Raw genomic sequence first — 18,735 nt, 5'->3', positions numbered from 1 at the left:
ATCAAAATAGGGATAGATGTTTATATATAGGATCCGGAGAAAGGAGAAGGTATGGGAAGCATACATCGAGGTCGGAGGCAATATATCCATTTTATACTCTTTGTTCTTCCGGCACTGTTTTTTGTGCTACTGGCTACGGATATACCATTCGTTTTAAATATGGTGTATTCCTTGTTTGAATGGAATGGAATCTCCAAGTCAGCAACTTTTGTGGGCTTGCAGAATTTTGCGAAAGTATTTCATGATAAAGTGTTTTGGAAGAGCTTTCTTTTTACCATGCGTTATACTTTTTTCTATGTTATTCTCGTGAATATTTTATCTCTTTTTGTGGCACTCCAATTATGGAAAAATACTTTTACAAGTAAGGTGGGAAGGACCTTGTATTATGTTCCTCACATTATATCTCTTACAGCAATAAGTTTGGTTTGGCAGTTTATATTGGGACCTGTGTTTTCCGGATTTTATGATATTACCGGTATTCCATTCTTTCATTATAGCTGGTTGGGAAGACCGAAACTTACTTTTATTATCATTTTAGTAATGACCATCTGGCAGAATATCGGTTTCTATATGGTGAACTATATTGCGGGTATTATTACAATTCCAAGAGAGCTTGTGGAAGCGGCTGTAATTGATGGGGCAAGCAGTAAGCAATGCTTTATGAAAGTGATGCTACCCCTAATGATCCCCTCCCTCTCTATTTGTATTCTCTTATCTATGATGTTCGGATTAAAGCTATTTGATATTATTATGGTTTTCACTCAAGGTGGGCCGGTGAATAGTACAAATACAGTTTCTTTTAACATTTATAAGGAGGCTTTTAGTGCAAACCATTACGGTCTTGCAACTGCAAAATCACTTTTCTTTGTAATGGTTGTACTTTGTATTACTGTTGCCCTGTTCCGACTTAGAAAAAAATGGGAGGTGGAGATGTGAAAAAGGCAATTCTTAGTAAAGGGATTTTCGTTATCACTATTTTTTTATCTCTCTTTTGGCTTATGCCTCTTATCTTTATCTTTATGAATTCTTTTAAGGGAGATGCAGAGATTATTAACCATTTTTTGGAGCTTCCTAAAGAATGGACCTTGCAATACTATTTTGCGACTTGGAACAAGTTTAATTTTCCTTTGCTCTTGAAGAATACGGTTTTTTATACTGTGATTACAACGGCAATGGTTTTACTTTTAGCGCCGATGGCGTCCTACTTTTTGGCAAGAAGAAAGCATATGTTCCTTTCTAAAATTAGCCTTATGCTACTTCTCCTTCCGATTATGGTACCATTTCAGACCTATATGATTTCTTTGACCAAATTTCTAGGAGGTTTTCGCCTCATAGGAACTCGTATAGGATATATTTCAGTGACTGTGGGCTTGTTATTACCCTTGGCAGTTTATATTATCTATAATTATATCAATACAATTCCTTTGACTTTGGAAGAAAGTGCGTATATTGATGGGGCGAATATTTATCAATGCTACTTCTATATTATTTTGCCTCTTTTGCGGCCCATACTAACGACGGTATTGGTCTTGGACGCTCTTTCTACTTGGAATGATGTTATTACGAATCAGTTAATTGTTGGAACAAAGATGAGTTCTATGAATATCCAGAATGCCTTATATATGTTTTTCTCTGTTCAAAGTACAGACTGGTCTCATGCTTTACCTGGTACGATGATGAGTATCATTCCAAGCTTGCTTTTTTTCTTAATTATGCAAAAGTATATAGTAACAGGAATAACAGCAGGAGCTGTAAAAGGATAGGAGATAAATCATGAATATCGGATGTGTTGTTCGCTTAAATTGTAGCTCGGATATTGAAAAAGAGTTTAAAAATTTAGTTGATCTTGGTCTTTACAGTTGCCAAGTGGTGTCGTGGGATAGAAAGTTTTTTAATTCTGAGAAAAATGCAAAAAAAATAAAAGAGGTGACAGAAGCACTAAAAGTGCATGTTACTGCCTTTTGGTGTGGATGGGAAGGACCTACATTTTGGAATTTTACAGAAGGACCAATTACCTTGGGTTTAGTTCCGGAGACATTTAGGATGGAGAGATTAATAAGCTTAAAGGAAGGTTCTTTCTTCGCTAAAGATTTAGGTGTTTCTGACTTGGTCACGCATGTAGGTTTTCTGCCGGAAAACCAGAATGATCCGCAGTATACAGGGACTCTTGCGGTCTTAAAGGATTTAATGAAGGTGTGTGAAGCAAATCAGCAGTATTTTCTTTTTGAAACAGGACAGGAGACACCTATAACACTTATGAGAATGATAGAGGATATAGAATCGGATTTTTTGGGAGTAAATTTAGATCCCGCGAATCTCTTATTATATGGTAAAGCGAACCCTGTAGATGCAGTGGAGATTTTCGGTAGTAAGATACGCGGAGTTCACGGGAAGGATGGCCTTTATCCTACTTCTCCTAAAGCGCTGGGAAAGGAAACTAGGATTGGAGATGGAAAGGTGAATTATCCTCTCTTTTTAAAAAAGCTTCAAGATGTAGGTTATCAGGGAGATATTACAATTGAAAGGGAGATATCCGGAGAAGAGCAAATTAGAGATATTCTTTATGCGAAGCAGTATCTTGAAGGCTTAATGAACTAGAAATAATAGAGTTGAAAAAAGATATAGTAAAGTCAAAATTTATACTCTTCTACGTGTTGTTAGGTTAAAGGTCGATGGGATGAGACAAATCAAACAAATCGATATACGAGAACGAAATTTAAAAAATGTTTATGAATATGTGCTGCATAACTCCAATGTCTCTAGGGCAAAAGTTGCAAAGGCTTTGGAGTTGAGCAGGCCTTCAAGCTCCTCCTTGGTGGATGAACTCATCTCCATAGGAGCTCTTTTTGAGGACGGAAAAAAAGAAGAAGATGGCTGTGTGGGAAGAAATCCAATACTGATAAAAACAGACTTTCGCTGTTTTTTTTGTATAGTACTTTTTTGGAAGGCGACAGGAATTGAAGCAAGTGTAGTAAGTATGTGTCAAGAGTGGGCTGCAGAGAAAAGAGTATTATACAGTTCTCATTTTTCTGTTTTATCGGTTTCTGATTATGGTAAGCGCTCAATAGCGATTATCCGTGCCTTAAGAAAAGAACTTGAAAAAAATCACCATTATATTGGGACTTCAGTTATGTTACCGGGCATTGTGGATTTGCACCGAAAAGGTATTCTTTCACACCCTTTGGGGATTAATGAAGATATGGGAAAGCGGATTGTTTCTGATATAGAAAATGCAGGAGAAGATGCTATAGCCCTCTTTAACGATAATGCGATTTTAGGATTTGCCGCGATGAATCAACTTGGACTGCAGGATAAAAATTTTCTTTACATAAATTTATCGAGCGGTATTGGGGCGGCATATTTTATGAAAGGTCAACTGTTCGGAGATGCGGGAGGAAAATTGACTCAATTTGGACATTGTATTGTTTGCCCTGGGGGAAAGAAATGTAGCTGTGGATCTAGAGGATGTTTAGAAGCAGAAATAGGAGAAATTACCTTAAGAGAAAAAATCCAAAGTTATATTGGAGAAAAAAATGATTATGCTTTAGGAGAAGGAAAATATTTTCAATGGGTATTTGAAAGGAAAGCGTTAGATGGAGATTTTTTTACGGAAATAAAAGAGAAATATATACATGACTTGTCTTTGGCTATATGTAATGCATCTACAATGGTCTTTCCAGATTTAATTCTTTTAGGGGGATTCTTTTATTTATGGGGGGAGGATTTTTTAAAAGAATTAAAAAAAGAAATCAATCGAATTGGATTTACTTATATTATGCAGGATTTGCATTTAAACTACAGAAAGGAGAGAGAGGAAGAGATTCAGATTGCCTGTGCAGACTACTTATTTTCAAGATATTATCATTTTACTAGTAGGGGTATACAGGGGATACATTTAGGTTAGTTTGTTTTTGGTTAAAAGAAAGATTGGAATAGAAAGGGGCAAAATGAAGAAATTAAAAATCGGAATTGTCGGTTGCGGGAGGATTTCGGAGTGTTATCGTGATGTGTTTCATAAACTTTCGGATAAAATAACAGTGGAATATGCTGTAGATAAGGATATAGAAAAAGCGAAGAAATTTGCGGCAGACTTTTCATCCCGATATACAGCTACGTTTGAAGATATTTTGGATGAGGACTTAGATGTAATCCATCTTTGCCTTCCTCATTTTCTACATAAGCCTTATAGTGTAGCGGCAATGGAACATGGAAAAAATGTGCTTACAGAGAAGCCGCTTGCAATGAGTTTAGACGAAGCAGATGAGATGATAAAGACAGAAAAGAGAACGGGAAAAATATTGGGCTGTATTTTTCAAACCAGATTTAACCAATCGGTTTCTACTTTGAAGAAACGATTTGAAGACGGTATTTACGGGAGAATCAAGACGGTCAGCTCTATTTTAACATGGGATAGACCGGATTCTTATTATGAGGAGAGTGATTGGAAGGGAACATGGGAATACGAGGGCGGAGGAACAATCATAGACCAAGCAATTCATAGTATTGATAGAGTTCGCTATATTTTGTCTACAGATGTGGATTGGGTTGAGGCTTCTATTTTCAATCGTAGCCATCCCAAATTATCTGTGGAGGATACGGCAGAAGCCTTTATTATGTTTAAAAATGGAGTAAAATACCATCTTTATGCTACTAATACAAATGGCTTTGACACTCCGATTCAGATTGAGTTTTGCGGAGAAAAAGGACGATTCGGCTTGATTCAGGACATGGGATATTCTTTTTTGGGAAAAGACTATGAAGAATTTCGAGAAGTAAAGCCGAGTGTTACCGTGGGGAAAGATTACTGGGGGACGACTCATCTTATGCAGTTGGAAGATTTTTATGCTTCGGTTATAGAAGGAAAAAAACCTCTGGTGGATGGAGTAGAAGGCAGAAAAACTCTAGAGTTGGTAAAGGCTATTTATCTATCTGCAAAATATAAAAAGCGAATTACTTTGCCCTTTAAAGATGAGACGCTTACTAAGGAAGAAATGAGAAAAATTCTCTTTTATTAAGGAAAACTTTGCTTGTGTGAAAGCGGCATATCTCCTATAATGCTCAGTGTTTAGGCGCTTATTTCGTCTTATTCATGGATTCGAAATCATAGGAGGAAAATGCTTTGATTATTACAAAGACCCCTTTCCGTATGTCTTTTTTTGGCGGCGGAACGGATATGGAAGAGTATTTTAAGGAATATGGCGGTGCAGTACTGTCCACCAGCTTTGACAAATACTGCTATGTCAATGTTCGCCATCTTCCTCCGTTTTTTCAGTACAGTACCGAGCTTTCCTATTCCAAGACGGAGCGTGTTAACAGTTTGGAGGAGATTCAGCATCCCGCAATCAGGGAAGCCATGCGTATGCTCGATATGCAGGAGATTCGTCTGATGTATGAGGCGGATTTGCCGGCACGCTCGGGACTTGGAACGAGCTCTTCCTTTGCGGTGGGGATGCTCCATGCCTTTCATGCCTTAAAAGGAAAATACGTGGATAAAAAGACTTTGGCAGATCAGGCAATTCACTTGGAAAGAGTTCTTTGCAAGGAAGCCGGTGGCTGGCAGGATCAGATTGCGGCATCTTTTGGAGGGTTGAACCGTATTGATTTTTCAGAGGAAGGCTATCGGGTCAGTCCAATTCTTATTTCTCCGGAAAGGAAGCAGCGTTTAAATGAAAATCTGATGCTTTTCTTTACCGGCTTTACCCGTTTTTCTTCCGAAATTCAGAAAGCGAATCAAAGCAGTTCCCCGGAAGACAAGAATGCGCTTCTTCGAGAGATGAGAGCCCTTGTGGATGAGGGCGCGGATATCCTTTGCTCTAAGGGGAGAGATTTGGATGATTTCGGAAGGCTATTGCACAGTACTTGGGAATTAAAGCGAAAGACGGCAAAGAGTATCAGTACCGACAGCATTGATCTCCTCTATGAAATGGGACTTCGTGCTGGCGCACTTGGTGGAAAGCTTCTTGGTGCGGGCGGAGGCGGTTTCCTGCTTTTTTATGTGGAGAAAGAAAAGCAGCAGGGTGTAATGGAGGCCATGCGGGATCTCCTCTATATTCCTTTCTCCTTTGAAAACGGAGGAACACAGGTGGTTTACTATTCTCCGGAGACCTTTGAAAAGAAAGGGTAAAAAGAATGCTGAGTGAGTGGTTGTCTTATCTGCAAACCGGTTTACAATCCAGGGCGGGGGATTCCTTTTTTCCCCTACTCTTTGGGGTTTTTCTATTTCTTCAGCTACTTTGTCTTTACCGAAGATTTTCGATTCTGAAAACCGGCGGGCATTTTTGGGATAGTTATCATATTACGGGGGATACCTTATATATTCATGCCGGGCTTTTCTGTATAGGAAGGCGGGATGTTCCTTTCTCGGAGATGAGAACGGTAGATATTGATTATGTCAGAGGAAAAGGGGGCGCAAGGTTTACCGTGCAGATTCATAGAGAAAAAGGTCTGAATAAGCGCTTTGTTATTTCTGCAGATGAGAAAGGAAAGAGGCAGCTCAAAGACTTGGAGCGTGCACTTTTTCAGCACAGGATTGCCGTAAGAAAATGGGGATATTAAGATGCATGTTCTTTTATCTATGTATTTTTTGAAAAAGAATGTCCCTTCTGAGAAGAAAGGCAGGAAGAGATGACGGAGATGCTGGAAAAGTTTTCAATTTCCCTGCAAGAGTGGTTGATGAATCCGCTTTTAAATCCGTTTCATTATCTCTTGGCGGCAGTCTGCGCCTTTTGGCTGTTCCGCAGAATATCTATTCTCCGGACCGGCGGGGAGTTTTGGGAACCGTTTCATATTGTGGGAGATACTCTTTATATTCATGCTGCATTTTACTGTATAGGAAGACGCGTAGTGCCGTTCTCGGAAATGGCAGCGGTGCACATCAGCTATGCCTCCGGGAGAGGCGGCAGACGCTATATCGTAAAAATCCGGCGAAAGAAGGGAATCGCAAAAGTCTTTATGATCGGTACGAATAAGAAGGAACTTCAGAAGCTCGAGGAATTGAAAAAAGCTCTTAAAAAGCATCGAGTGGGAGTGCGAGAGTGGGGATAAGGGCTCAAGAATTACCGCTCTGCACAGTTTTGAATGGAATAATTAAAATAGATTAACATTATACAAAATATAATTGACAAGTTTTCTTTCCTCTGTCATAATACAGCCTGAAAAAATAGTTTAAACTAACTGTATATTTGTTTGGACTATCCGGGCTAATGGAATTAAAAAAGCATCAGCCTATTCATGAATAGGAGGATGCTTTTCGTATTCTTAACAAGTATCGCTCGCAAAATCTGCGGTATCTTGCTTTAAGAAGGGAAATGAGTGATATCTCGTTTTTTCTGGGATCTTACAGGATAGTGAGAAGCAGTTAAATGGAAGGAAAGGGGAATTATGAGAAAACATTGGATTCTTGGGGCATCGGCAATCATTTTGGCATCCTCCGTATTGGCTTGCGGAAAAAAACAGGAGGATGTATCCACTACCGCACAAGGCACGGAAAAGGCGGCAGAAACCACTGCGGCAGCAGAGGAAAAAGCAGATTATGTCTTTGTGAAAATGACGGTTCCCTATGCGGACTTTTACTATGGAGAATTAAAGGATATTGCCCCGGAAGAGGGAAAGGACGTAAAGGCACAGCTCGATGCGGAAGACAAGGTAGCGAAGGACGGCTTTCGTGAAACCGGAATGTATGACAGTGTAAGTTCTCCCACGAAGGAGAAGGTGGAGAAGTTTGTGATGGCGGACGGTGCAGTGGAGGGAGAAGGCTCCGTTTATAAGGGAATTAAGCATGTAAATGTTGCGATTCCGAAGTCTCTCTATGAGGATGCCAAGAAGGCTTTAGAGGAGAAGAAGGAAAGCAAGAACGCGCTTCTTACCCTGATGGGAGCGATTGAAAGTGAAGTGAGTACGGAACCGAAGGAGTATAAGGTATTAAATTCTGACGGAACCCTTTCCAAGACGCAGGGTACCACTACGGAAGCAAAGGATGCAAAAGCAGATATTACCACTACTTCTTCCTATGGGAATTATGAGATTGATGTAGACGGTTTGGATATCGACTCCGAAATTGTACAGGGAGCGATTCTGGAAACCAAGGACGGTGCGAAGTATGGCTTAAAGCATGAGGACAATATCTGGTTAAAGCCGGAAGAGCTGGCATTTTCCGCGGTGGCTTTCGAAGATAAAAACCATAAAGCACAGAAGGAATTCAAACGCTTTGAAGATCTGCAGGACAAGGATATTGTGAAAATCACCTATTTCTTAATGGATGAGGATGATGTGGAGATTCCTGTAGACCTTCATGTAAAGAAGATTGCGCCGGCAGAGTACAAGGTGAGCGGAGATGAGAAGGTTAGCTATAGTCCGGAAGGAACGAAGGTTAACTATCAGCTTTCTACCGGAGAAGATAGCTACAGCCTTAGTAAGGTTCTCAGTAAAAAGAGTGAGGTTAAGGGCGATGTAAATACGGAAACGGCAGGAGTTTTGGTACTGCCGAAGGAGATGACTCCCGGAAAGTATCAGCTGGTATTCTCTAACGACAATCTTTCCGATGTATCCTTTACTGTTTTGGTAGAATCCGGCTTAAAGGCGGAGGACTTCCATTTTGAAAACAATAAGTTAAGCCTTGCTGATAATGCAGATCAGCTGACGATTGCAAACTACATTGCCTCCACAAGTTCTGCAACCATCGGAGAGCAGGAGTTTAAGGGCGGTGCCGGAAGAAGATTCGGAAAGAATATTTTCAATGAAGACGGCAGCGTGAATACGGATGCTACATATAAGAAGGATGATAAGGAAGTGAAGTACTTTGACGGCCCCGGAACCTATCCGGTAAGCATCAAGGCTGACGGATATCCTGATGTACAGTTTGAGGTAGTTGTACAATGATTCTGACTCTTACTTTACTATGCAGTTTGGCGTTTTTCCATTTCTTTGGAAAAGCAGTAAAGAAGAAGCCGGCAGTGTTATATGGGATTTGCATCCTCCTTTCCTTGGTGAGTATTTTTTATCCAAGGGAGGGAGGACTTCCCTTTTTGGACTTCTTTTTTAAGAAAATCATGCAAAGGGGAATACTCGCAGGCTCTCTCTTTATCTTAGTTATGCTGGCACCGGTGCTTCCCAAGAGCTTTTCCGGAAGAAAGACCATCTATCTTCTTCGAGGGGAAATGGCTATTTGTGCATCTCTGATTACTTTAGCCCATAACTTGGCCTTTGGCGGAAAATACTTTGGCGCCTTATTCCTTGGACAGGGCCACATCAGTCTGATGGAGCTTCATGCGGCTATCGTGTCTTGCCTCATGATTCTTTTGTTAATTCCGCTCACTATTACCTCCTTTCAGACCGTTCGGCGGAAAATGCAGGCTAAGACTTGGAAGAGGTTACAAAATTGGTCTTATCTTTTTTACCTGCTTTTGTATCTGCACATTTTCTTTATCTATCAAGGAGCGTTGATTCGAGGAAAGGGAGAGTATTTCTTCACCCTGATGCTTTACAGCTTCATTTTTGGATTCTACGGATTCTTACGAATCAGGCAGTATAGAGTGCAGAAGGAGTCTAGGGAGAAAAAGGCAGTCCCGCTGCTTCGCATTGGGGGGATTTTACCGATTGTCTGTCTTTTTCTAAGCGTCTTTTACAGTGCCGGAAAATACCGCGCCGCATTGGAAGCAAATGTAGATAAAATCAGAGCGCAGGAAACCGTAGCGGAAAGCAAGGAAAGTGCGGACAATGCAGCCGAAAATAAAGGAAGTGTGGAAAGCATCGGAAACGGGGAGGAGAAAAGTGATTCTGCATTAGAAGCTAGCGGAGATAAAGCCTCTGCGAATTCTACGGCTGCTTCTTCCGATTCTAAAGCTGTGGATGCGAATAGTGCATCAGGTACTTATAAAGACGGAGAATACTTTGGAAAGGCTTCTGCTTACAATGGCAATGTGGAGGTGAAGGTCACCATTTCCGGCGGAAAGATGACAGCTATTGACATTGTGAAAACGAAGGACGATGAGGAATATTTCTTTGACGCACAGAAGAAGGTAATTCCGGAAATTCTGGAAAAGCAAAGCACCGATGTGGACGCCGTGGCGGGAGCCACCACCAGTAGCGAGGGCATTGCCCATGCGGTGGAAAAGGCTTTGGAACAGGCGAAACAATAGGAAACGGTAGGAATTGGAGAAGGGCATTGCTATTTTTGTTTTGCAATACTACAATATCCTTGCGTTTTGCTTTCGGGAAAAGAATGCGCAGCACAGCGCATTCTTTTTTAGTTCTTAACATGTGGAGCAGGTGAAGCCTGCAAAATCTTGTCTAAAGTGATTGTTATATAAGGAAGAGGAGAAGAGATGCGTACAATTTTCGACACGGAAACATTTCATTTTGAAGCGAAAGGAATGCTGGGAGGCGGGCACAGCTTAACGGTTTCCAAGGATGGTTTTTCTTATCAGAGCGCAAATGGAAAGAAGGCGTTTTCCTTTCCTTTTTCAGCGATAAAAAGAACCCTCATTACCAACTATTGCAATTCCAATCAGAATTACGACGTGCGTTGCTACTTGAAAGACAGTAAGGAGATTCCCGAGTTTGAACTGGATACCCAAGCTTGGAATAACGGGCACAATATTAAAGAAACAAAAGCACTTCTTGTGGCGCTTTCCGCGAGTAAATTAGGGAGCGCTTTTCCGAACAATCTGGATAGCCTGGAAACCGACCTCGGTTTTACCTTGGGAGAGAAGGATATTATCTTGAAGGACGGTGTGATTATCGGGGCAAAGCATCAGATTCCCCTTCATGCCATTAAGCGTTGTAAGTGTGTCAGTAACGGAACACTCGGCTATCTTTGTGTTTATCTAAAGGAAAAAGGCGGGTTTTTCATCGATATTCCTGACATGAAACTGCCTATCAATGAAGTCACCCTCCCGGTTCTCGAGGCGGTCATGCGTAGGAATACGGGGAATGGAATTGATTTTTCCCGCGGAAACGGTTTTGACCAGAAAGATTCCGGCTATATTATTATCCGATATATGAATGCGGACTTCTTTATCAGTGAAGACGGAACTTTCCGGGAAAGCTGGCAGGAGTCGGCTTACAGACGGATTTATGCCTATGGCTATGATGTGGATGCCAACTGGTGCGAGAGAATGGGGCAGTAAAGGAGAAGAGGATTTATGGGAAAATGGAAGAGCGAAGCGGAGGCCCGTGAAGAAATCAAGAATTTGGTAGCGGAATATTACCACAGATTTAAGGAACAGAAGAAAGATTTTGAGCCGGGAGACAGAGTAAGCTATGCTTCCCGCGTATTTGACGAGAAGGAAATGCTGTCCTTAACCGATGCCACTTTGGATTTTTGGCTCACTACGGGACGCTTTGCCGATGAGTTTGAGAAGAAGTTTGCGGAGTGGATTGGCGTAAAGCGCGCCTATCTGGTCAATTCCGGATCTTCGGCCAATCTTCTTGCTTTTATGACGCTTACGGCACCGGAACTGGGAGAAAGGCAAATTAAAAGAGGAGATGAGGTCATTACGGTGGCTTGCGGTTTCCCTACTACAGTGACCCCCATACTGCAGTACGGGGCGGTTCCCGTTTTCCTTGATGTTACGGTGCCGGAGTACAATATTGATGTAAGCCGTCTGGAAGATGCGCTCTCCGAGAAAACGAAGGCGGTGATGATTGCGCATACCCTGGGAAATCCCTTTAACCTGGAAGTTATCAAGAAATTCTGTGATAAGCATCATCTCTGGCTTATCGAAGACAACTGCGACGCTTTGGGATCCCGCTATACCATAGACGGAGAGACCCGCTTTACGGGGACTTTCGGCGATATCGGCACCAGCTCCTTCTATCCGCCGCATCACATGACGATGGGCGAGGGAGGCTGCGTTTATACCAATGACAGTAAGCTGGGCCGATTAATTCTTTCTTATAGAGACTGGGGACGAGATTGTATCTGCCCCTCCGGACAGGACAATTTTTGTAAGCACCGTTTTTCGGGACAATACGGTCAACTTCCGAAGGGATACGACCATAAGTACACCTACAGCCACTTTGGTTATAACTTAAAGGTAACCGATATGCAGGCGGCTGTCGGTGTGGAGCAGTTAAAGAAATTCCCGCGCTTTATCGAGAAGAGGAAGGCGAACTGGGCCTTTTTGAAGGAGGCGCTCTCCGATATAGAAGGCTTAATTCTTCCGGAAGCGGCTAAAAATGCGGATCCCTCCTGGTTCGGCTTTTTGCTTTCCGTGAAGGAGGAGTCCGGTGTAAAACGAAATGATTTGACGGCTTTCCTCGAAAAGGCAAATATCCAGACCAGACTGCTTTTTTCCGGAAATCTGATAAAGCACCCCTGCTTTGATCAAATTCGCGGAACGGATGCGTACCGCGTGGTAGGAGAGCTGAAGAATACCGATTATATTATGGAACATAGCTTCTGGATCGGCGTCTATCCGGGCATGACGAAAGAAATGCTTCAGTATATGGTGGATAAGATTCACGAGGGCATGAGAGAGTGTAAGAAAAAATAAAGCTTATTCTTCATCGTCTTCCTCTTCGGTTTCCTCCTCTTCATTATCATTATAGTCAGGGGGATCAGGCACTTCTTCCGGGAAGATTTCTTTCATGTCATATTGCCGCATATCGACATATTCTTTATTCGCCCATGGATTTTGGGGACCGGGATCGAAGGTTCCGTTCGGGTTATAGCCAAAGTGTGTAATGAAGGTCGGATTTCCTATTCCTGCAATTCTGGGAATAGAAAGCTGCTCCTGTTCTTTTTCGGCCTTTGCCATAAGCTCATCCATTACAGTGCTTGGCTTTGTACGAAAATTACTTTTTTCATAGTACTTTGCTTTGCCGTCTTCTCCAATGAACTGTCCGTTTTCATTTACGGGATATTTTCCTTGGACTGTGGTTTTTTCCGCCATGGCACCGTTTTCATCAAAATAGTAAGCATAGCCGTCTATAATGCACCAGGAGCAGTACATTTTGCCCAGGCTTTTTGATCTGTTGCTGAGAAAATACCATTTTCCTCCATAAAGAAGCCAACCTGTGAGCATGCGTTCTCGGGCAGGGTCAATATAATACCAGTATTCCTTATATTTCACCCAGCCCGGAATAACCTTTTCATATTCATCAACATACGTCCATTCCTGCTTTTGCATAATCCAATTTCCGTTTTGTGCCGATGTTTCCTTTGCGGGAAAGAGGAAAAGCAAAAGAAGAAAGAGGCAACTCCATCTTCTAATCATTTACTTCCGTACCTTTCTGAAAAGTCCTCACCACTACTTACAACTTTTTACTCTCGACTACTCTTACTCTTTACAACGACTCCAAACTTTTCCAACTCCTTTCAACTACTTCTGATTGTTTCTGAGTGCTTCCGGTTGCTTCCGGTTGCTTCCGGTTGCGTCTAACTACTTCAACAGCACTTGGCTATCTATCTGTCTATCGGAAAAAGAAGAGCAAAGAATAACTTTTTTGTCTATAAGGGCAGTAAATCAGTCTAGAGTATCAGTATAGAGCCGGAGAGAATCGAATTTATACAGAGTGAAAAAGGTAGCTTTTCCTAACTAAATCCTGTATTATGGAGAACACTGCGTAAAATCCATCGGAATAAAGGTAGAAAAAAGATATAAATTGAGGTTGAAACAGTACAATGAGAATCTATTTTTGGGAAAAAAAATCATGGAGACTTTGGGCTTTTCTGGGGCTTGTCCTCCTTGCTTTTTCAATAGTGGGCTGCGGAAGGAAAGAAAGATATCAGGATCAGTTTACCGATGTTTTTGATACGGCCTCCATGGTCATCGGATATGAAGAATCGGAGAAAGCGTTTCAAGAAAAATCGACACTGGTCCATGAGACTTTGCTGCATTATCATAAGCTTTTTGATGTTTATACGGACTATCCTGACTTGGAAAATTTGAAGAAGGTCAATGAGGAGGCCGGAAAAGCGCCTGTGAAAGTGGAGCCGGAAATTATGTCTTTGTTGCAATTCGGAAAGCAAATCTACGAGCAAACAAACGGAAAAGTTAATATAGCCTATGGCGCGGTCCTTTCCCTTTGGCATGAGAAGCGAGAGGCAGGGATTGCTAATCCGGAAAATGCAAGTCTACCGGATGCAAAGGATTTGGAAGAGGCTGCCAAGCACTGCAATATAGAAGATTTAATCTTGGACGAAGAGAGTATGACCGTGTTTTTTAAGGATCCGTATCTTCGTTTAGATGTGGGAGGAATCGCAAAGGGCTGGGCAGTGGAAAAAGCGGCAGAGCTTTTAGAAAAGGCAGGCGGTAAAGCTTATCTTTTAAACATAGGGGGAAATCTTCGAGCAATCGGAAAGAAAGGGGACGGTGCCAAGTGGGTTTGTCCGGTACAAAATCCCTTCTATATAGATGGCACGGAGGAGGAACCCTACGCTGTTTCCGGAGAAATTGAAGATGTTTCTTTGGTGACGAGCGGCGACTATGAGCGCTATTTTACCGTGGATGGAGTCCGTTATGCGCATATTGTGGATCCCGAAACAAAGTATCCTGCAAACCTGCACCGCTCTGTGACCATTCTGACAAAGGACTCCGGTATAGCGGATGCGCTTTCGACGGCACTCTTTATCCTTTCTGTGGAAGATGGGAAAGAGCTGCTTGAAAAGATGCGGAGGGAATACGCAATAGAAATAGAAGCGATGTGGGTGGAACCAGATCACGGCATGGAATATACCGAGCATTTCTTAAAAAAAGTCGGTGCTGAATAAAATATCTTTTTTTATTTATAAAACAGGGGCTTTACAAGGCTCCTTTTTTGTTATAGTATTTATGACACGCTCGGAGGCGTGGAAAAAAGAAGTCTATGTACAAGCAAAGCCGCTCCATAAGAAGAAATAGAGATTTTTGATTGTTTCCTATTTAATACAAAACTTGCAAAAAATACCTTGCCAGACCACGGACTTTATGTTATCCTTGTACGGCTGTGGCATGATAGCGATGAAGGAGAAGATTACTATAGAAGCGAAAACCGTAAGGCATAAGTTTCTACAGAGAACTTTCCGGAGCGAATGTCAAGTTTAGAAACTGACGGCAGGTCACTGTACTACAATTTAAGCACCAAGCAGCGGGTGCGGCGTGTGTATTTGTATAAGATACGCGCGGAAACGTGTACAGTCACCAACTTATCGTCAATAACCCGATAGGAGGCGACTTTTTTTATGGCAAGTCAAGTAATGAGAATCACCTTAAAGGCTTATGAGCATAGCCTTGTGGACGAATCAGCCGCAAAAATCGTAGAGAACTGCAAAAAGACAGGTTCTCAGGTTTCCGGCCCTGTACCACTTCCCACGAAGAAGGAAGTAGTTACCATCCTTCGTGCGGTACACAAGTACAAGGACTCTCGCGAGCAGTTTGAGCAGAGGACACACAAGAGATTGATTGATGTCATCAATCCGAACCAAAAGACTATGGACAGTCTTCAGAGACTGGAGATGCCTGCAGGTGTATTCGTAGACATCAAGATGAAAAACAAATAATTCTAGTATGAACCGATGAGGTTCCGCTGTAGAAAGGAGAACAGATGAAGAAAGCTATTTTGGCAACAAAAGTAGGAATGACACAGATTTGGGATGAAAACGGCGTGTTGATTCCAGTAACTGTACTTCAGGCAGGTCCCTGTGTAGTTACCCAGGTGAAGACCCTTGAGAACGACGGTTACAAGGCAGTTCAGGTGGGATTTTTAGAGAAGAGAGAGAAGCTTTTGAACAAGCCTCTTAAGGGACAGTTCGACAAGGCCGGCGTTTCTTACAAGAGATTCTTAAGAGAATTCCGTTTTGAGAATGCAGAAGAGTATAAGGTTAAAGATGAGATTAAGGCAGATATCTTTGCTGAGGGAGATAAGGTAGACGTAAGTGCTACTTCCAAGGGTAAGGGATTTGCATCTGCTATTAAGAAATATGGACAGCACAGAGGGCCGATGGCTCACGGTTCCAAGTTTCATCGTCATCAGGGATCTAACGGTACATCCGCAACACCATCCAGAGTGCTTCCCGGTAAGGCAATGCCTTCCCACATGGGTGCAGTAAAGGTGACAACGCAGAATCTTACTGTAGCGCGTGTTGATGCGGAGAAGGGGATTATCCTTGTGAAAGGTGCAGTTCCCGGACCGAAGAAAGCTCTTGTTACTATCAAAGAAGCTGTAAAGTCCTAAGACGAAAGGAAGGAGGAACATAGTAATGGCTAACGTATCTGTATTTAATATGCAGGGTAAGGAAGTTGGCAAGATGGATCTGAATGATGCGATTTTCGCCGCTCCGGTTCACGAGCACTTATTACACCTTGCAGTTGTGGCACAGCTTGCCAATAAACGCCAAGGCACACAGAAAGCCTTAACTCGTTCGGAAGTTTCCGGAGGAGGAAGAAAGCCCTGGAGACAAAAGGGAACAGGTCATGCAAGACAGGGTTCCATTCGCGCTCCGCAGTGGAAGGGCGGCGGAGTAGTATTTGCTCCGACACCGAGAGATTACACCACTACCATGAACAAGAAAGAGAAGAGAGCTGCATTAAAGTCTGCATTATCCAATGCAGTGGCAGAGAATAAGCTGATTGTTGTGGATGAGATTCATTTTGATGAAATCAAGACCAAGAATTTCCAAAACATGCTTAATGCCCTCAATGTACAGAAGGCTTTCGTTCTTTTAGATGAAAATGATAAGAATACCGTGCTTTCCGCAAGAAACATTCAGGATGTAAAGACGGCTCAGGTAAACGAATTAAATGTTTATGATGTTCTGAGATATGGCACAGTATTAGCTACGAAGGCGGCTCTTTTAAAGGTTGAGGAGGTATACGCATAATGGCTAACTTACAATATTTTGATGTAATCCTTCGTCCTGTAGTAACAGAGAAGTCTATGGCAGACATGGCTGAGAAGAAGTATACCTTCTTGGTTCATCCTGAAGCAAACAAGGTTCAGATTAAAGAAGCTGTAGAGAAGATGTTCGAAGGAACAAAGGTAAAGGCTGTAAACACCATGAACTTGGATGGTAAGACCAAGAGAAGAGGCATGGTATTTGGAAAGACAGCAAAGAGAAAGAAAGCAATCGTTACATTGGCCGCCGAGTCCAAGGAAATCGAGATTTTCAGCGCTCTGTAATTTAAGCAAAGACCTGCGTGAAAAAATTTCTCAATTATACGCAGGAAGAAAAAAAGGAGAAAAGTATTCATGGGTATTAAGACATATAAAGCTTATACACCGTCCAGAAGAAACATGACCGGTTCCGACTTCTCTGAAATCACAAAGAAGACTCCGGAAAAGTCCCTTCTGGCGAAAAACAAGAAGACTGCCGGAAGAAACAACCAGGGTAAGATTACGGTTCGTCACCACGGTGGTGGAAACAGACAGAAGTACAGAATTATTGACTTCAAGAGAAATAGCAAGGACGGCGTTTCTGCAACGGTTATCGGTATCGAGTACGATCCGAACCGTTCCGCAAACATTGCTCTTCTTTCTTACGAAGACGGTTCCAAGGCATACATCCTTGCGCCGAACGGTTTGACAGACGGTATGAAGGTTATGTCCGGTGAACAGGCTGAGGCAAGAGTAGGAAACTGCTTACCTCTCGCTGTTATCCCTGTCGGTTCCGAGATTCACGCCATTGAGTTAAAGCCGGGTAAGGGCGCTCAGCTCGTTCGTTCTGCAGGTAATGCTGCGCAGCTTATGGCAAGAGAAGGAAAGTATGCAACTTTAAGACTTCCTTCCGGTGAGATGAGAATGGTTCCCATCCAGTGCCGTGCAACCATCGGTGTAGTAGGAAACGGAGACCACAACCTCATTAACCTCGGTAAGGCAGGTAGAAAGCGTCACATGGGTATCCGCCCGACAGTCCGCGGTTCCGTAATGAACCCCAACGACCACCCGCACGGAGGTGGAGAAGGTAGAGCTCCTATCGGACGGAGCGGACCTTGCACACCTTGGGGTAAGCCTGCACTTGGACTGAAGACCAGAAACAAGAAGAAGCTTTCCAATAAGCTTATCGTAAGAAGACGTGATGGTAGAGCCATCAAATAATTGAGGAGGAGAAAGAATAATGGCACGTTCTATTAAAAAAGGACCATTTGCAGATCAGAGTCTTTTAAAGGCAGTAGATGCACTGAATGCACAGAATCAAAAGACAGTTGTGAAAACCTGGTCTCGTCGTTCCACAATCTTCCCGTCATTTGTTGGACACACCATTGCGGTTCATGACGGAAGAAAGCATGTTCCTGTATATGTTACAGAGGATATGGTTGGACATAAGTTAGGCGAATTCGTTGCTACAAGAACTTACCGCGGACATCACGGTAACGGCGACGAGAGAAGAGGATAATCTGCATAATTGAAAGGAGGACATGAAAAATGTCAAAGGGTCATAGATCTCAGATTAAAAGAGAGAGAAATGCAAACAGCGATAAAAGACCTTCCGCTAAGCTTTCTTATGCTAGAGTATCTGTACAGAAAGCTTGCTTTGTTTTAGATGCTATTCGTGGCAAGGGATTGGAAGAGGCCTTAGGAATTGTAACCTACAACCCAAGATATGCTTCTACATTGGTTAAGAAACTTCTTGAGTCCGCAGCTGCAAATGCAGAGAACAATAACAATATGAATAGGGATACGCTTTATGTTGCAGAGTGCTTCGCAAACAGCGCACCGACATTAAAGAGAATTCATCCCAGAGCACAGGGAAGAGCTTACAGAATCTTCAAGAGAAGCTCTCACATCACTGTTATTTTGGACGAAAGAAAGTAAAAG

The 18,735-nt window shown here is 42.4% G+C and carries 21 protein-coding genes; 20 read left to right on the top strand and 1 reads right to left on the bottom strand.

Features of this window, described 5'->3' with window-relative positions; translation table 11 throughout:
• Window positions 1–51: 51 nt before the first annotated feature.
• The 12 genes from HMPREF9625_RS04325 to rfbH all read left to right on the top strand — a co-directional run bounded on the left by HMPREF9625_RS04325 (window position 52) and on the right by rfbH (window position 12,494).
• Complete coding sequence (locus HMPREF9625_RS04325; protein WP_009535775.1) at window positions 52–936, top strand: carbohydrate ABC transporter permease; 885 nt, start codon at window positions 52–54, stop codon at window positions 934–936.
• Complete coding sequence (locus tag HMPREF9625_RS04320; protein ID WP_009535774.1) at window positions 933–1,763, top strand: carbohydrate ABC transporter permease; 831 nt, start codon at window positions 933–935, stop codon at window positions 1,761–1,763. The genes HMPREF9625_RS04325 and HMPREF9625_RS04320 overlap by 4 nt, the downstream gene beginning before the upstream one ends.
• Before the next feature lie 10 nt (window positions 1,764–1,773).
• The gene (locus HMPREF9625_RS04315) at window positions 1,774–2,598 is read left to right on the top strand and encodes a sugar phosphate isomerase/epimerase family protein (protein ID WP_009535773.1); all 825 of its coding nucleotides are present in this window, start codon (window positions 1,774–1,776) and stop codon (window positions 2,596–2,598) included.
• A gap of 79 nt (window positions 2,599–2,677) precedes the next feature.
• Complete coding sequence (locus tag HMPREF9625_RS04310; RefSeq protein WP_009535772.1) at window positions 2,678–3,904, top strand: ROK family protein; 1,227 nt, start codon at window positions 2,678–2,680, stop codon at window positions 3,902–3,904.
• 43 nt (window positions 3,905–3,947) lie between these two features.
• Window positions 3,948–5,015 (top strand): Gfo/Idh/MocA family protein, encoded by a 1,068-nt coding sequence (locus HMPREF9625_RS04305; RefSeq protein ID WP_009535771.1) that lies wholly within the window; start codon window positions 3,948–3,950, stop codon window positions 5,013–5,015.
• Between the two features lie 104 nt (window positions 5,016–5,119).
• Window positions 5,120–6,124, top strand: coding sequence for a GHMP family kinase ATP-binding protein (locus HMPREF9625_RS04300; protein ID WP_009535770.1), 1,005 nt, complete (start codon window positions 5,120–5,122; stop codon window positions 6,122–6,124).
• A 5-nt stretch (window positions 6,125–6,129) separates the two neighbouring features.
• On the top strand, window positions 6,130–6,555 hold the full coding sequence (locus HMPREF9625_RS04295) for a hypothetical protein (protein WP_009535769.1): 426 nt from the start codon (window positions 6,130–6,132) through the stop codon (window positions 6,553–6,555).
• 69 nt (window positions 6,556–6,624) lie between these two features.
• The gene (locus HMPREF9625_RS04290; protein WP_009535768.1) at window positions 6,625–7,044 is read left to right on the top strand and encodes a hypothetical protein; all 420 of its coding nucleotides are present in this window, start codon (window positions 6,625–6,627) and stop codon (window positions 7,042–7,044) included.
• A 336-nt stretch (window positions 7,045–7,380) separates the two neighbouring features.
• The gene (locus tag HMPREF9625_RS04285; protein WP_009535767.1) at window positions 7,381–8,877 is read left to right on the top strand and encodes a hypothetical protein; all 1,497 of its coding nucleotides are present in this window, start codon (window positions 7,381–7,383) and stop codon (window positions 8,875–8,877) included.
• A complete protein-coding gene (locus HMPREF9625_RS04280) occupies window positions 8,874–10,136 on the top strand; it encodes an FMN-binding protein (RefSeq protein ID WP_009535766.1) in 1,263 nt (420 codons plus the stop codon). The genes HMPREF9625_RS04285 and HMPREF9625_RS04280 overlap by 4 nt, the downstream gene beginning before the upstream one ends.
• A gap of 186 nt (window positions 10,137–10,322) precedes the next feature.
• Window positions 10,323–11,126: a hypothetical protein gene (locus HMPREF9625_RS04275; RefSeq protein WP_009535765.1), complete on the top strand. Its 804-nt coding sequence runs from the start codon at window positions 10,323–10,325 to the stop codon at window positions 11,124–11,126.
• Window positions 11,127–11,141: 15 nt separating this feature from the next.
• Entirely contained in the window at window positions 11,142–12,494 is a 1,353-nt protein-coding gene (gene rfbH / locus HMPREF9625_RS04270) for a lipopolysaccharide biosynthesis protein RfbH (RefSeq protein WP_009535764.1), read from the top strand.
• 3 nt (window positions 12,495–12,497) lie between these two features.
• Here the strand turns inward: rfbH and HMPREF9625_RS04265 are convergent, their stop codons facing one another.
• Window positions 12,498–13,217: a hypothetical protein gene (locus HMPREF9625_RS04265; RefSeq protein ID WP_009535763.1), complete on the bottom strand. Its 720-nt coding sequence runs from the start codon at window positions 13,215–13,217 to the stop codon at window positions 12,498–12,500.
• A gap of 407 nt (window positions 13,218–13,624) precedes the next feature.
• Here HMPREF9625_RS04265 and HMPREF9625_RS04260 point away from each other — a divergent pair, with 407 nt between their 5' ends.
• From HMPREF9625_RS04260 to rplV, 8 genes are all read left to right on the top strand, one after another.
• Window positions 13,625–14,713, top strand: coding sequence for an FAD:protein FMN transferase (locus HMPREF9625_RS04260; protein WP_009535762.1), 1,089 nt, complete (start codon window positions 13,625–13,627; stop codon window positions 14,711–14,713).
• Window positions 14,714–15,163: 450 nt separating this feature from the next.
• A complete protein-coding gene (gene rpsJ / locus HMPREF9625_RS04255) occupies window positions 15,164–15,481 on the top strand; it encodes a 30S ribosomal protein S10 (RefSeq protein WP_009429182.1) in 318 nt (105 codons plus the stop codon).
• A 44-nt stretch (window positions 15,482–15,525) separates the two neighbouring features.
• Window positions 15,526–16,155, top strand: coding sequence for a 50S ribosomal protein L3 (rplC, locus tag HMPREF9625_RS04250; protein WP_009535761.1), 630 nt, complete (start codon window positions 15,526–15,528; stop codon window positions 16,153–16,155).
• Window positions 16,156–16,180: 25 nt separating this feature from the next.
• On the top strand, window positions 16,181–16,801 hold the full coding sequence (gene rplD / locus HMPREF9625_RS04245; RefSeq protein ID WP_009535760.1) for a 50S ribosomal protein L4: 621 nt from the start codon (window positions 16,181–16,183) through the stop codon (window positions 16,799–16,801).
• Entirely contained in the window at window positions 16,801–17,100 is a 300-nt protein-coding gene (gene rplW, locus HMPREF9625_RS04240) for a 50S ribosomal protein L23 (RefSeq protein WP_009535759.1), read from the top strand. The genes rplD and rplW overlap by 1 nt, the downstream gene beginning before the upstream one ends.
• A gap of 69 nt (window positions 17,101–17,169) precedes the next feature.
• Window positions 17,170–18,015, top strand: a complete 846-nt coding sequence (gene rplB, locus HMPREF9625_RS04235; RefSeq protein ID WP_009535758.1) for a 50S ribosomal protein L2 — start codon at window positions 17,170–17,172, stop codon at window positions 18,013–18,015.
• A gap of 19 nt (window positions 18,016–18,034) precedes the next feature.
• Complete coding sequence (gene rpsS / locus HMPREF9625_RS04230) at window positions 18,035–18,313, top strand: 30S ribosomal protein S19 (protein WP_007157676.1); 279 nt, start codon at window positions 18,035–18,037, stop codon at window positions 18,311–18,313.
• Window positions 18,314–18,342: 29 nt separating this feature from the next.
• Window positions 18,343–18,732, top strand: coding sequence for a 50S ribosomal protein L22 (gene rplV / locus HMPREF9625_RS04225; protein WP_009429205.1), 390 nt, complete (start codon window positions 18,343–18,345; stop codon window positions 18,730–18,732).
• The last annotated feature ends 3 nt before the right edge of the window (window positions 18,733–18,735 follow it).

Source organism: Oribacterium parvum ACB1 (assembly GCF_000238055.2).
Taxonomy (GTDB): Bacteria; Bacillota; Clostridia; order Lachnospirales; family Lachnospiraceae; genus Oribacterium; species Oribacterium parvum.
Note: the sequence above shows the minus strand (reverse complement) of the source record. Positions and strands in the feature narration are given on the sequence as shown.

What these genes read in the sequence shown, in the direction of transcription:
- HMPREF9625_RS04325 (WP_009535775.1), top strand. Translation starts at nt 52, where the DNA reads ATGGGAAGCATACATCGAGGTCGGAGGCAATATATCCATTTTATACTC.
- HMPREF9625_RS04315 (WP_009535773.1), top strand. Translation starts at nt 1,774, where the DNA reads ATGAATATCGGATGTGTTGTTCGCTTAAATTGTAGCTCGGATATTGAA.
- HMPREF9625_RS04310 (WP_009535772.1), top strand. Translation starts at nt 2,678, where the DNA reads ATGAGACAAATCAAACAAATCGATATACGAGAACGAAATTTAAAAAAT.
- HMPREF9625_RS04305 (WP_009535771.1), top strand. Translation starts at nt 3,948, where the DNA reads ATGAAGAAATTAAAAATCGGAATTGTCGGTTGCGGGAGGATTTCGGAG.
- HMPREF9625_RS04295 (WP_009535769.1), top strand. Translation starts at nt 6,130, where the DNA reads ATGCTGAGTGAGTGGTTGTCTTATCTGCAAACCGGTTTACAATCCAGG.
- HMPREF9625_RS04290 (WP_009535768.1), top strand. Translation starts at nt 6,625, where the DNA reads ATGACGGAGATGCTGGAAAAGTTTTCAATTTCCCTGCAAGAGTGGTTG.
- HMPREF9625_RS04285 (WP_009535767.1), top strand. Translation starts at nt 7,381, where the DNA reads ATGAGAAAACATTGGATTCTTGGGGCATCGGCAATCATTTTGGCATCC.
- HMPREF9625_RS04280 (WP_009535766.1), top strand. Translation starts at nt 8,874, where the DNA reads ATGATTCTGACTCTTACTTTACTATGCAGTTTGGCGTTTTTCCATTTC.
- HMPREF9625_RS04275 (WP_009535765.1), top strand. Translation starts at nt 10,323, where the DNA reads ATGCGTACAATTTTCGACACGGAAACATTTCATTTTGAAGCGAAAGGA.
- rfbH (WP_009535764.1), top strand. Translation starts at nt 11,142, where the DNA reads ATGGGAAAATGGAAGAGCGAAGCGGAGGCCCGTGAAGAAATCAAGAAT.
- HMPREF9625_RS04265 (WP_009535763.1), bottom strand. Translation starts at nt 13,217, where the DNA reads ATGATTAGAAGATGGAGTTGCCTCTTTCTTCTTTTGCTTTTCCTCTTT.
- HMPREF9625_RS04260 (WP_009535762.1), top strand. Translation starts at nt 13,625, where the DNA reads ATGAGAATCTATTTTTGGGAAAAAAAATCATGGAGACTTTGGGCTTTT.
- rpsJ (WP_009429182.1), top strand. Translation starts at nt 15,164, where the DNA reads ATGGCAAGTCAAGTAATGAGAATCACCTTAAAGGCTTATGAGCATAGC.
- rplC (WP_009535761.1), top strand. Translation starts at nt 15,526, where the DNA reads ATGAAGAAAGCTATTTTGGCAACAAAAGTAGGAATGACACAGATTTGG.
- rplD (WP_009535760.1), top strand. Translation starts at nt 16,181, where the DNA reads ATGGCTAACGTATCTGTATTTAATATGCAGGGTAAGGAAGTTGGCAAG.
- rplW (WP_009535759.1), top strand. Translation starts at nt 16,801, where the DNA reads ATGGCTAACTTACAATATTTTGATGTAATCCTTCGTCCTGTAGTAACA.
- rplB (WP_009535758.1), top strand. Translation starts at nt 17,170, where the DNA reads ATGGGTATTAAGACATATAAAGCTTATACACCGTCCAGAAGAAACATG.
- rpsS (WP_007157676.1), top strand. Translation starts at nt 18,035, where the DNA reads ATGGCACGTTCTATTAAAAAAGGACCATTTGCAGATCAGAGTCTTTTA.
- rplV (WP_009429205.1), top strand. Translation starts at nt 18,343, where the DNA reads ATGTCAAAGGGTCATAGATCTCAGATTAAAAGAGAGAGAAATGCAAAC.